Consider the following 12,828-nt stretch of genomic DNA (forward strand, 5'->3'; position numbering starts at 1 on the left):
TCATATCTACATCTACCTGTCAAATTCATATTTAAATTAAATCTCTTTCCTATCTAAAATGACGCTCTCATTTTAGATAGGATATTATCCGGATTTTTTGCGATTTAACTGCTTTATTAAACTTGGTAGTTCCTGCCGATTTGATTAAATTCGTTCTTCCGGCATCCTCTAAATTGCAATTTATGACTTTTAAAAACCTGATTCTTTTGCTCAGTACAGTGTCTACAGCACTTATTAGCGGACTGTTTTATGCTTATTCCTGTTCAGTTTTACCCGGGCTAACACGCCTCTCTGATCTTTCATTTCTTCAGGCCATGCAATCTATTAACAGGGCTATTTTAAATCCTCTGTTTTTTACTTCTTTTATGGGTACACTGATACTGTTGCCCATCAGCGTTTGGTTTTTTAAGGAACAGGGGACTGTGTTTTATTTACTTCTTGCAGCTGCCTTGCTTTATTTTAGTGGTGTTTTCTTAGTAACCGTAATCGGAAACGTACCGCTTAATGATTTGCTGGATGGCAAAGACTTAGCCAAATTAAATGCTGAAGAATTAACGGCTTTGCGTAATAAATTTGAACCAGGCTGGAACCTGTTCCATAGAATCAGGACGATTGTTTCATTTATTTGTATCGTACTAACAGCTTATGCGGCAATATTGAGCAGAAATGCGTAGCGACAATTTATTTATACTAAAAACGAACCTATGGAAACGGAGCTGAACAACTGTTCAGACTCCGGATCTATTAACGCTCTCGATGACTAATGTAGAAAGTTTTCTTTTTTGGGCGGCGTTCTTTCCTGTTCATTTTTTTGCTAAACCATTGTTCATCTTATAAAATAGCCAGCATTTTTTTTGAACGGTTAAAAGATATCGGCCAGGTATCGGCGCTATTGCCAGCGGCTATATGGTAATATTCTTTTGCTTTATTGCGGTCGCCCTGAACTAAATTAGTGTAAGCGCTTAATTCGAAAATAAAATTTTTCAGTTTGGCATCTGTCCCTTTTTCTGTTTTTAAATAATCGAAAATTTCTCCGGCTGCGTGTACACGTTTATCGTTGATGCTTTCTATTTTAAAACCACCCGGCATTTCGAACCAATATTCCCAAAGTGCGCCGCGGGCATATTGATTGTAGCTTTCTTTAATCAGTTGGATGCCTACTTCCAAAAGTATGCTGTTAATGGTGCTGTCTTTTTTAGCATTGTTTTTACCCAAATCAAAATAATGGTTTAGCGTGGGTTGTAATCCTTTGGTATTAATCTCGTCCAGAATCATTTCTTTACGGTACATGGCTTTATCGCTCATCGAAAATTGTTCGTATGCAAAACTTGCAGGAAACCGGTTACTTAACTTCTCCAGTTTGTAGCCTTTGTTCAGCTCTTTCTTTAAATCGATTACCCATGGATGTTCGAAATCGTGGAAATTGTACACGGTAATTATTTTACGTTTAAGATCGTAGATATTGGAATAGATGGTCGATAATTTTCCTTCCTGGCGGGTTTGGCTTAAAATATCCCTGAAAAAAGGAACGTTTAAGGCGTGGGCTTTTTTCAATGCTTCGTCCGAAATATCGTATCTTCTGCACACGTAGTTTTTGGTTTTAAGTTTGCTGATGTCAAAATTAGTATTGATCTGGTAAGCGCCTGATTTGGTTAATTTTGTACCGGCATTGATGATGACCGAATTTCCGAGGGCATCCGCAATTAATACCTGGGCACTTATTGCATAATCATACTTCTCCAGAAAAATCATTGCTTCCGGCACCGTTTTACATTTTCCCAATATCTCGAAGAAAAGATCTCCCTTATAAACATTTTTTGGACGGAATTGCGCAGGATCGATGTTTTGTGCGGTAAAATCGTAGAACAATCCATGCTCATTCATTGCTGCCTGTGCCTGCAGGTCGGGGAGGCCAAAACATACCGATCCATATCGGCCGGTTGTTTTTGGATTAAACCATACCCGTGCAAAGCCCATGTAATCATCCTCATTTGCTGCTGCATAAACCTCACCTTTTAGCGCATAGGAGATCACGGTGCAGGCATCAATATTTTGAGATAGTATACAGCTCAGTATAAGTGCAAATAAAAGTATCTTCTTCATTATTTTTAATTTACCATCGCTAAAGGCCAAGACTGTGCCAAGGTAATTATATAGCCCTCCAGGCGTGCTATAATGGGTTCTGTTAAAAATAATCTGAAAAGCTGTTCGTAAATGAACGGTTTTAGTCCGGAAACGGACATATTTGTTTCAAGGTTTAAGGGCCTTAATCTGCGTCATATCCGGGGTAAAAAGGAATTGGAGCAAAGATTTTTATCTATCGGTCGGCATTTCACCGACCGAAATTCTACGAAAATTCACTACTTCTTCAACAGTGAATCAATCTCTCCATTAAATTCCTTTACAAATTCATCATAAAACTTTCCGGTTGCAGGGCCATTAAAACCGGTGTGGATCTGTGCCACATTACCTTGTTTATCAATGATGATGGTGGTTGGGAAAGATAAAAACGAATCAAGCGCCGGTAATGATTGAGATACCACTTGTTTATCGGCAGTGCCTGCAAGTACCTGATCGTATTCGATACCAAAACGCTCACGGAAACGAGTCATTACTTTTTTTGCATATTCAGGTTCGGTTGAACGTTCGTAATGTAAAGCAATAATTTCTACACCGCGTTTTTTGTTTGCCTTGTACCATGGTGCTATGAAAGTGGCTTCGTCAACACAGTTGGGGCACCAGCTTCCGGTAATGGTTAAAATCACGACCTTATTTTTATATTTTTCGTCTTTCAACGAAATCTTTTTACCGTTTACATCAGGGAAACTGAAATCAAGCGTTTTATATCCCGATTTGAGGTAGGTAAGTTTGTAGGGATCAGGAAGGGCTGCATCTTTATTTTTGGTTCCGGTAAAAGCCTGACTTCCCCTGGCACCTAAAATTTCGCCTGTTAAAGTACCATCCGACTGAAAAGTACCTTTGTAATAAGCAGGAGAGGAGCCGATGAAACTCGAAAGCTGGAACTCATTGCCTTCTACTACACCTTCAAGATAGCGCGAATCGCCGGTTACGCGTAAAAAAGTTCCGGTAAGTTTGTTACCAGTTTGCTTAAATAAACCAACTGTTTTTTCGTCTTTACCATTGGGCGATTTAAAAACAACATCGTAACTTCCCGAGTAATCAGCGGTGGCTGGCTTATTAAGCGTTTCAAAACGGTAATTTTTACGTTCTGCAACAATGGTTAAAGGTTTGCCTGCTTTATCCTGCTTTCTTAACGTACCAGATAAATGATCACCATCTACAAGTGCAAAAGCCAGTTCGTTATCAAACTGATCGAGTTTTACAAAAAGCGAATCCGCGGTCTGTTTTACCAAACCACCTTCAAATCTTTCTTCCGCATTGCGAAAATATAATTTCTGTTGACCGCTTTTTTCGTTGATTTCGAAATTGAAAGGAATATCCAAACCTTCCTTTACTTTGGCAATTCCACGCCAGGTACCCAGCGCAACAAATGCTTTTGATTTTTTTTCTTTGGCCTTTGCCTGTTGATTATTGGCTAAAACAGCCTGATTCTGAGCAAAGGTTATGGAAGTTGATATGGCCAGTACGGCAGTTAATAAGGATTTTATGTTCATTGGGATGTGTGTTAATCGACTAAATCAGTCGACAAATATACGGACGATATAGCCAAAGAAAAAATATTTCAAAAAAAATCTATAAAAACTATAGGATAAATCGAATAAGTTATACCTTTGCCCCAGTTATTTTAAAATACTTATCAAGAAAGGCGGAGGGAATGGCCCTGTGAAGCCTTAGCAACCATCTTTAAGTAGAAATGGTGCTAATTCCATCCCGGATGAATCTGGGGTAGTTAAGTCAGTTGTTTGCGTTATCCTTATAAAAATATATGGAGCACTTCTGATTTAAGGGGTGCTTTTTTTTTGCCCGGATGCTGCTTTTGATAAGTAAAATATGTTTTATAGAAAATCATTCAAATGAAAAAAACAGACGAGCTAAAATCCCTTAATGCAAACCTTTGTACGTATTCCCGAATGCGTATGTCCTGTTAGGGTAACCTTATTTTAACAGGCTTTCTGATCTGACCATTCCTTCTTATTCTTTAATAAAAACACGGTTTTAACTGTGCAGGAATTGTTTTTGCCAAATTTTTATCCTTAATCTAATCATTAATTACACACACATGTTCACAAATTTTAAATCAATAGCGTTTGTTTTGCTGCTTTTTATTACGCAGCAATTATTCGCTCAAAATGCCACCATAACCGGAACGGTGAAGTCGGCAGATGGTGAAACACTCCCAGGGGTATCCATCCTTATAAAAGAAACCAAACAAACTACCATTACGGATGGCAAAGGTGCTTTTTCAATCAATGCACCGGAAAAAGGTACCCTGGTATTTTCGTATATCGGTTTTAAAACCCAGGAGATTCAAATTAGCAAAAACGGACCGATTTCGGTCATCCTTCAATCGAGCGATAATGCCTTAGATGAGGTGGTTGTTACGGCTTTAGGCATATCGAGAGAGAAAAAATCACTGGGTTATGCCGTTCAGGAATTAAAAGGCGACCGTGTAGCCGAGGCAAAAGAATCGAACCTGGTAAATGCGCTGGCCGGAAAAATTGCCGGTGTAAGGGTAACCAACAGCCAGGGAAGCATGGGTTCATCTCGGGTGGTGATCAGGGGAGAAACTTCGATAGCCGGTAATAACCAGCCCTTGTTTGTGGTAGATGGGATCCCGGTGGATAACTCACAATTGAATTCAGCGGGTGCCAGAGATTATGCAAATACAATTTCAGATATCAATCCGGAAGACATCGAATCGATGAGTGTGCTAAAAGGACCAAATGCTGCGGCATTATATGGCTCCAGGGCTGCAGCAGGGGTGATCCTGATCAAAACCAAAACCGGTAAATCGAAAAAAGGACTTGGCATTGCCATCAATTCAAACGCGGTTTTAGAAACTTTACTTACGCTACCAGTATATCAAAATGCATTCGGACAAGGCTCAGAAGGGCAGTTTAGTTATGTAGATGGTGCCGGTAAAGGTTTAAATGATGGTGTAGATGAAAGCTGGGGACCAAAACTGGATGGAAGATTAATCCCTCAATTTTATTCGAAAGGCGTTGCTGTTCCGTTTATTGCGCATCCGGATAATGTACGCGATTTCTTCCAAACCGGTTATTCATTAAACAATGGGGTATCGGTTGCAGATGCAGGCGAAAAATACGATTACCGGATTTCTTACAACAATTTGAAACAGGTTGGCATTGTGCCGAACTCTGGTCAGGGGAAAAATTCATTTGTGTTAAATACCTCATTAAAGATAACACCGAAATTAACTTTAACCGCCAATGCGAATTACAGTAAACTGAATTCGGATAATTTACCCGGTACAGGCGGCTCGCGCTCAACCAGTACCATGTTGCAGTTTACCTGGTTTGGCCGTCAGGTTGATATTAACCAGTTAAAAAATTATTTAGATGAAAATGGAAAAACGTTTAACTGGAACAACAGCTATTATAGCAATCCGTATTGGGTAGCTTACGAAAACACCGTTTCGCAAAACCGTAGCCGGATTATCGGTAGTTTAGCCCTTAATTATAAGATTATTGACGGACTTAATTTTAATTTCAGATCGGGAACAGATTATTATAACGACAGGCGTAAAGTGAGGATTGCTTATGGAACCAACGGAACGCCTTTTGGTTCTTATACTGAAAGTGCCTTTACTGTAAGCGAAAATAATACCGATGCAACACTGAATTTTAACAAACAGTTAAACGATGATTTTAGCTTAGAATTATTGGGTGGTGGTAATATCCGCAGGCAATACATCGAACAGAACGATCAGAGTGCACCAAAACTGGCCATCGCCGGACTTTATACGCTTAAAAACTCCCGCGATCCGCTTATCTCTTCAAACAATTTATCTAGGTTGAAGTCGTATAGTGTTTATGCTTCGGGGCAAATCGGTTTCAGAAATTATCTTTTTGCCAATATCACAGCGCGTAACGATTGGTCATCAACCTTGCCGGCGCAAAACAGGTCTTATTTTTATCCGTCGTTTAACGGAAGTTTTGTTGCTACCGAAGCTTTCGACATTAAAAGTGAGGTACTTGATTACTTAAAAATCCGCGGCGGCTGGTCTAAAGTAGGTAAAGATGCCGATCCTTACCGTTTGATCAACACTTACGCATTTGGTGCGCCATTTGCGGGCAATCCACAACTCACCACAGGGTCAATTGATTTAAAACCTGATCTTAAGCCTGAAACCACCACTTCTACGGAACTTGGGGCTGAGGCTGTATTTTTTAATAAAAGATTACGTTTAGATTTAAGTGCTTATAATACTAACAGTTACAACCAGATTTTAGCCGCCGATGTAAGTCAGAGTACAGGTTTTAGCTCTAAACTGCTTAATGCAGGCAAAATTAACAACAAAGGGATAGAAGCACAATTAGGCATCACGCCAATTAAAAAAGCTTTTACCTGGGATGTTGATTTCAATTTTGCAGCAAACAGGAGCAGGGTAATTGAGTTGGATGCCGAGAAATTCTTAACCAATTATGTTGTGGCTTCAAACTCTGCACAGGTAATTGCAACGGTTGGCCAGCCTTATGGTTCATTGTTCGGAACTGCTTTTTTAAGAGATGCCAGTGGAAATATTATTGTTAATTCCACCGGAGCACCGGCTACAAATCCTACCAAACAGGTATTGGGAAAATATACGCCTGACTGGATTGGTGGGGTGTACAATACTTTTAGCTACAAAGGCATTAGTTTAGGTGTATTGGTTGATGCCAGCATTGGTGGCTCTATTTACAACGGAACTTATGCTACAGGAACCTATACAGGGGTTTTAGCTTCTACACTTCCGGGAAGGGCGGCTGAATATGGGGGTATTTCTTATTACTATCCCGGCAATGATAAGGCAAACGGAACCGTGAGGGTAAACGGAACTGCTCCTGCAGGTGTAACGGTTTATGATGACGGGATTATTTTTGATGGCGTAACCGCCGATGGCAAACGCAATGAGAAAATATTACCGGCTCAACAGTATTATAAAACCTTCAGAAATATAGACGAAGCCAATATTTTTGATGCTTCTTATGTTAAGCTTCGCGAAGTGAAATTAAGCTATAACTTACCTGCAAAATGGCTTCGTCCGTTAAGTTTACAGGGTGTTTCTGTATCGCTTGTTGGCCGTAACCTTTGGATTATCCACCGCAACACTGTTGATATTGATCCTGAAGTGGCTTTTAATACGGGTAACGGACAAGGTTTAGAAAGTCTTTCCAATCCAAGTACACGCAGTTATGGCATCAACCTGAATGTTAAATTTTAATTATCATCATCATGAAAAATAAGAAACTATATATACTGGCCATTTTGGCAATTGCCTTCTCATCATGTAACAAAGAACTGGATGAGGTGAATATCAACCCGAATGCGCCCGAAATTCCCGTACCCGATTATTTACTTACAGGCACCACTAAAGCTACTGTAGATGCCTATTGGGGCGTAACCAATAATATGAACTCGAGTCTGCTTTTTGCACAGCACTGGGCTAAAGTACAATACACAGAAGAAGATCGCTTTATTTATTCGAACAGTAGTTTTACTTCGTTATGGTCTACCGGTTACGCACAAAGTATTCCAGGTTATAATAAAATTATCGAACTGGGCGATGCACAAGGTAATTCTGTTTACAGAGGAGTTGCACTCGTATTAAGATCGTGGACATTTTTGCTGCTTACCGATGCTTATGGCGACATCCCTTATACGCAGGCAGGAAAAATTAAACAATTTATTACGCCAGTTTACGATAAGCAAAAGGATGTGTACTATGGTGTTTTGGAAGATTTGAAATCAGCGCTGACGGCGTTAAATTTAAAATCGGGCAATGGCATTGCCGGCGATATTATTTACAAGGGAAATACCGAAAACTGGAAAAAATTCGCCAATTCTTTACGCCTTCGCATCGCCCTGCGTATCGCTGATAAAGATCCTGCCAAAGCTAAACAGGTGATAGACGAAATAAAGGCAGAAGGTGGCCTGTACATTTCTGCTAATTCTGAAAATGCCAAACTCGATTATGATGTTTCACCTCAGCAAAATCCGGTGGCGGCTTCATTTGAAACAAGAAATGATTACCGGATCAGTAAGACGATTGTAGACAGGCTTACGGCGTTAGGTGACGCAAGATTACCTGTTTATGCCAGTAAAACCGAAAAGGAACCACAAGGTTATGTGGGGATCCCGAATGGTTCTACCAACTCTGAAGCAAGTGCTATTGGTTTGGCAAACTCTTCAAAACCAGGCGCTTATTTCCTTGATCCTAAAGCACCCGCAGTGATTTTAAGTTACGCCGAAGTACTTTTCGATAGGGCAGAAGCAGCGGCCCGCGGTTTTACTACAGAAAATGCGCAGGATTTATACAAACAGGCCATTACAGCGTCATATGCACAATATGGTTTGACTAATCTTAATAGTAATATTGAGGCTTACCTGAATAGCACCGCAGTGCAGTATGATGCCAGCAACTATAAAAAATCAATTGGTGAGCAAAAATGGATTGCTTTATTCGGTCAGGGTTTAGAAGCCTGGGCAGAGCAACGCAGGCTGGATTATCCACAGCTAAAGGCTTCGGTAAATACAGTGCTCAATGGTAAAATTCCGGTACGTTTTATATATCCTGGTACCGAGCAATCGTTAAACGGACAAAATTATAAAAATGCGGTAAGCAGCCAGGGAGCGGATTTACTCACCACCAAACTTTGGTTTGATGTTTTTTAGTTTAATCTGTAAATGAAGAAAATTGTTCTTAAAAGCAACAGGCTTTAAGATTCCCGCCTGCGCGGGAAAGACGATGATTCTCAAGGTGACGTCGGGTGTTACCACCTGACATTTAACAAAAAAACGTCCCGATTTTCCATCGGGACGTTTTTTTGTTTGATCAGAGAAATAAATATTTCGCCTCTTCGGGCTCCTTATTTCTACAAGCTATTCATCTGGCTAAATCCTCAGCGGCGTTGCTTGCCCTTGAGGTAAGGTCCTCTGCATAACCTTTTGCTTTATCGGCCCATTGCGGTGCACGGTCCAATAATTCGTCAACGATTGATTGTCCGGTAACCGGATCTTTCTTAGTGATATATTTCACGCCTGCATATACTGCAGCGCCAATAATTGCTGTTTTTAAAATTCCCATGTTCTTTTCTTTTTTTAATTAAACATTATGAGACCGTTAAAAGTTTTAGACATTTTGCGATAGCTGTTGTTACATTTTGTCTCCAAAGAACAGGATGAATTAAATATTTCTGTTTAAATATTTCTGTGATAACAGATCCTTCGGCTACGCTACCATTGACAGATTTAGAAAGGTCGTCATTGCTGTAAAGGTTTAGTAATTCGGTAACAGAATTACTAAACCTTTACAATTGCGAGGAGGAACGACGAAGCAATCTTTCCTGCTAGCGATCATGGTTAGAAAGATTGCTTCGTCGGCTGAAAAAGCCTTCTCGCAATGACGAACTTAGCGACTTATCATTGCGCGAAGATTCTTCTGTCATTCATATTGATTTTTATAAAATTAATTATTCCTCAGGATGACGCAACGAGTAAAAAGAATTGTTCTAAGAGTTCGTGATTATCTGCGTCTCCGTGGGAATAATATCGAACTGTGTAATAGGATTCTTCGGCTACGCTCAGGATGACACAACGAGTAAAAGAATTGTTCTAAGGGTATTTCGTGATCATCTGCGTCTCCGTGGCGACTAATACTAGCAGGCACAACGATAAAATTTTTACCGATAATCTCTATTAAATTTATATATTTCGGGCAAATTAACCTCTAGTAAATCGATTAAACCAAATATTGCTGCATGAATAAGGAAAAGCTGTTCAATGAAATCAAAAATTTGAGCATCATCAATTCTTTCTCGAAACACGAACAGCTTGTACAGGGAATCATCAATGGCCTGAATCATAAATTAATTGCCAAAGGCGATATGTTGCCTTCCGTTAACGAAATGATGCGGGAAACCGGTTTTGCCAAAGAAACCATTGGTAAGGCCTATAAAGAACTCATCAGCAGGGGTATTTTGGAATCGAAAAACAGGATGGGTTATTTTGTAGCCACTGATGATACCGAACAGCACCTGAAAGTTTGTTTACTGATTTATGCTTTTGATACCTTCCAGGAAACATTTTACCAGAATTTCCGCGATCATTTGGGTGAGAATATCCAGGTTGATGTATATTTCCACCACAACAATTTTAGTGTTTTCGAATCCATCATCAACAGCAATAAAGGCCAGTATGGTTTGTATGTAATTGCACCCATAGAAAGTAAAGAAGCCAAAGAAGTATTAGAGCAGTTGCCCAAAGAAAAACTCTTAATCGTAGACCGGTATGTAAAACTGAAAGGCGATTATTCCTACATCGTTCAGGAGTTTGAAAAAGCTTCGTATAATGCCTTTTTACAACTGGCGCCGAGGATCAAAGAATTTTCTGAATTCGTTTTCTTTTTTAAACCTTCTTCTGCCGAACCAAATGAGGTATTAATCTCCTTTAAACGGTTTATTAAAGAATTTAACATTAACGGGGTAATCAAAAATAATTACGAGGCGGGGAGTATTGCACCAGATAAAGTTTATTTTACCATACATAACCTCGAACTTTGGGAAATGCTGAAAGATACCAAGGTTAAAGGCTTAAAAGTGGGCAAAGATCTCGGTATCCTTTCGCATAACGATGACAATGTTAAAGAAATCATATTTGACGGGATTACCACCTTCTCAATCGATTTTGCGCACATGGGCCGCTTAGCTGCCGAGTTTGTGCTCAGCCTGAAGCCCATTAAACAGGTAATGGAAAATAAACTGATCAGAAGAAATTCACTTTAGCACCATCTTGTGGGAACAACGGCCATCATCAGTTTTATCCTGTTCACGGTTTTGGCCGCGGTGATTTCTTATTTCAAAACGAGGAAAACACAGCGCTCCACAATCACCGGGTTTTTCTTTGCCAACCGCACCAACGGTTTTATCATTATTGGTGCTTCATTGTTTTTCAGCAACATCAGCGCCAACCAGTTTATCGGCGAAAACGAATCAGTTTACATCAATAACATGTCGGTAATTGGCTGGGGGATTTCATCTATCCTTGCCATGATTATTGTTTCGGAGTTTTTTATCCCCATTTATTTTAAAACCGGCATCCGCACCATTCCCGATTTTTTGGAGAAAAGGTATGATAAACAGACCAAAACACTCGTTTCGGTGGTTTTTCTGTTTAGTTATATCATTAACCTGCTTCCATCCGTACTTTATGGTGGCGCAGTGGCTTTCAGTAACCTGATCGATCTTTCAGGGTTTCACCTTTCTTATTGGGAAAGTATATGGGTTTTTGTGTGGATTATGGGGCTGATTGGTTCTGTTTATACCATTTTAGGCGGCTTTAAAGCCATCACCATTTCCGATACTGTATTAAGCGCGGGTATGTTGATTTTAATTATCGCGCTACCATATTACGGATTACGCTATTTAGGGCAGGGTGATTTTTTCAGCGGACTTTCTACTGTACTTTCCACTAAAAAAGAACACCTCAATTCGATAGGAAGCAGCAAAGATGCCGTTCCTTTTTCTACCTTATTTACAGGTATGCTCATTGTTAACCTTTATTACTGGGGCATGGAGCAATATATTATCCAGCAGGTACTGGCGGCCAAAAGTTTAGAAGAAGGTCAGAAAGGTATTGCATTAACCTGCTTCGCAAAATTGCTTTGTCCATTATTAATTAATATTCCTGGCCTAATCGCGGTGCACCTTTATCCGGTTTTAACCAATACCAACCAGGTATTTCCCTTGCTGATTAAAGATGTATTGCCACCGCTTTTAATGGGGTTATCGGCCTGTGTGCTTTTTGGGGCAGCAATTACTACCTTTAATGCCGGCTTAAACAGCTCGAGCACGTTATTTCTCCTCAATTTATACAAACCATTTATGGAGAAAAAAGGCAAAGAACTATCTGACAGGAGTTTGCTCAGGACAGGGCGGCTTTTCCAGATTTCGGTTTCGCTTTTTGCCATGGCTTTTGCACCATTTATTATTTTTTCGAAACATGGTTTTTACGAGTATTTGCAGAAAATCAGTGCAATTTTCAGTCTGCCCATTTTTACCATTATCTTTTTAGGATTTATCACCAAAAAAATGCCACCTATTGCTGCCAAAATCGGGATGCTATTCTTTATTTCCTGCTATGTGTTAAGCGAGTGGGTATTTTCCATCCATTTACATTACCTCCACACGCTGGCTATTATTTTTATCATCACCGTTTTATTGATGCTGTCCATTTCTAAGCTGTATCCCAAACAAACTCCATATACTTTGGTACTTGATAATAAAATTGCAATTATTCCCTGGCGGAATAGACATTATTATCACCTTGTATTGATTTCACTAATGGCACTTGTCTTTTTTATTTTCTCTTCCTATATACTTGCTTAGTCCTGTAATTCAGTTGTTTATATATTTTATTTAAGCGCTTGGAATATTAAATATTTTGTTTATCATTGTAATTGAAAATAGTAGGATAGGATAGGATAGGATAAATTTCAATTTGCTTACGTTCCGGCGTTTTATTTCCTTTTAAAAAAGGCATAACAAGCAATAAAATGATTGCAATACTTATTCTGCCTGATGGTGTTTTCATTAACCAAATAATCCCAAAATATGAGAAATTTTACAACTTATTGTGCAGCAATGCAAATCTTACCTTCAATTGCTACAGGATGGCCGGCAAATCTTC

The 12,828-nt window shown here is 39.5% G+C and carries 9 protein-coding genes and 1 riboswitch; of the genes, 5 read left to right on the plus strand and 4 right to left on the minus strand.

What is annotated here, in order from left to right; genetic code table 11:
- Window positions 1–182 precede the first annotated feature (182 nt).
- Window positions 183–674, plus strand: coding sequence for an anthrone oxygenase family protein (locus ACTJKC_RS03320; RefSeq protein WP_440790259.1), 492 nt, complete (start codon window positions 183–185; stop codon window positions 672–674).
- A gap of 157 nt (window positions 675–831) precedes the next feature.
- Here the strand turns inward: ACTJKC_RS03320 and ACTJKC_RS03325 are convergent, their stop codons facing one another.
- Entirely contained in the window at window positions 832–2,103 is a 1,272-nt protein-coding gene (locus ACTJKC_RS03325; protein WP_440790261.1) for a hypothetical protein, read from the minus strand.
- Window positions 2,104–2,360: 257 nt separating this feature from the next.
- A complete protein-coding gene (locus ACTJKC_RS03330) occupies window positions 2,361–3,635 on the minus strand; it encodes a peroxiredoxin family protein (RefSeq protein ID WP_440790263.1) in 1,275 nt (424 codons plus the stop codon).
- Between the two features lie 137 nt (window positions 3,636–3,772).
- Window positions 3,773–3,878, plus strand: a riboswitch (SAM riboswitch).
- A 323-nt stretch (window positions 3,879–4,201) separates the two neighbouring features.
- On the opposite strand from ACTJKC_RS03330, the gene ACTJKC_RS03335 reads away from it, so the two are divergent.
- Complete coding sequence (locus tag ACTJKC_RS03335) at window positions 4,202–7,366, plus strand: SusC/RagA family TonB-linked outer membrane protein (protein ID WP_440790265.1); 3,165 nt, start codon at window positions 4,202–4,204, stop codon at window positions 7,364–7,366.
- A gap of 11 nt (window positions 7,367–7,377) precedes the next feature.
- Window positions 7,378–8,817, plus strand: coding sequence for a SusD/RagB family nutrient-binding outer membrane lipoprotein (locus ACTJKC_RS03340; protein WP_440790267.1), 1,440 nt, complete (start codon window positions 7,378–7,380; stop codon window positions 8,815–8,817).
- A gap of 211 nt (window positions 8,818–9,028) precedes the next feature.
- Here ACTJKC_RS03340 and ACTJKC_RS03345 read toward each other — a convergent pair whose 3' ends face one another.
- The gene (locus ACTJKC_RS03345) at window positions 9,029–9,229 is read right to left on the minus strand and encodes a YtxH domain-containing protein (RefSeq protein ID WP_344851132.1); all 201 of its coding nucleotides are present in this window, start codon (window positions 9,227–9,229) and stop codon (window positions 9,029–9,031) included.
- A 673-nt stretch (window positions 9,230–9,902) separates the two neighbouring features.
- On the opposite strand from ACTJKC_RS03345, the gene ACTJKC_RS03350 reads away from it, so the two are divergent.
- Both ACTJKC_RS03350 and ACTJKC_RS03355 read left to right on the plus strand, forming a co-directional pair.
- Window positions 9,903–10,925: a GntR family transcriptional regulator gene (locus ACTJKC_RS03350; protein ID WP_440790270.1), complete on the plus strand. Its 1,023-nt coding sequence runs from the start codon at window positions 9,903–9,905 to the stop codon at window positions 10,923–10,925.
- Between the two features lie 9 nt (window positions 10,926–10,934).
- Window positions 10,935–12,527, plus strand: coding sequence for a solute:sodium symporter family transporter (locus ACTJKC_RS03355; RefSeq protein ID WP_440790272.1), 1,593 nt, complete (start codon window positions 10,935–10,937; stop codon window positions 12,525–12,527).
- Window positions 12,528–12,573: 46 nt separating this feature from the next.
- Here ACTJKC_RS03355 and ACTJKC_RS03360 read toward each other — a convergent pair whose 3' ends face one another.
- A complete protein-coding gene (locus ACTJKC_RS03360; RefSeq protein WP_440790274.1) occupies window positions 12,574–12,732 on the minus strand; it encodes a hypothetical protein in 159 nt (52 codons plus the stop codon).
- Window positions 12,733–12,828: the final 96 nt, after the last annotated feature.

The organism is Pedobacter sp. 22226, from assembly GCF_052045455.1.
Classification (GTDB): Bacteria; Bacteroidota; Bacteroidia; order Sphingobacteriales; family Sphingobacteriaceae; genus Pedobacter; species Pedobacter jeongneungensis.

Bases quoted from the DNA above. Each gene is read 5' to 3' on its own strand.
- ACTJKC_RS03320 (WP_440790259.1), top strand. From the start codon at position 183: ATGACTTTTAAAAACCTGATTCTTTTGCTCAGTACAGTGTCTACAGCA.
- ACTJKC_RS03325 (WP_440790261.1), bottom strand. From the start codon at position 2,103: ATGAAGAAGATACTTTTATTTGCACTTATACTGAGCTGTATACTATCT.
- ACTJKC_RS03330 (WP_440790263.1), bottom strand. From the start codon at position 3,635: ATGAACATAAAATCCTTATTAACTGCCGTACTGGCCATATCAACTTCC.
- ACTJKC_RS03335 (WP_440790265.1), top strand. From the start codon at position 4,202: ATGTTCACAAATTTTAAATCAATAGCGTTTGTTTTGCTGCTTTTTATT.
- ACTJKC_RS03340 (WP_440790267.1), top strand. From the start codon at position 7,378: ATGAAAAATAAGAAACTATATATACTGGCCATTTTGGCAATTGCCTTC.
- ACTJKC_RS03345 (WP_344851132.1), bottom strand. From the start codon at position 9,229: ATGGGAATTTTAAAAACAGCAATTATTGGCGCTGCAGTATATGCAGGC.
- ACTJKC_RS03350 (WP_440790270.1), top strand. From the start codon at position 9,903: ATGAATAAGGAAAAGCTGTTCAATGAAATCAAAAATTTGAGCATCATC.
- ACTJKC_RS03360 (WP_440790274.1), bottom strand. From the start codon at position 12,732: ATGAAAACACCATCAGGCAGAATAAGTATTGCAATCATTTTATTGCTT.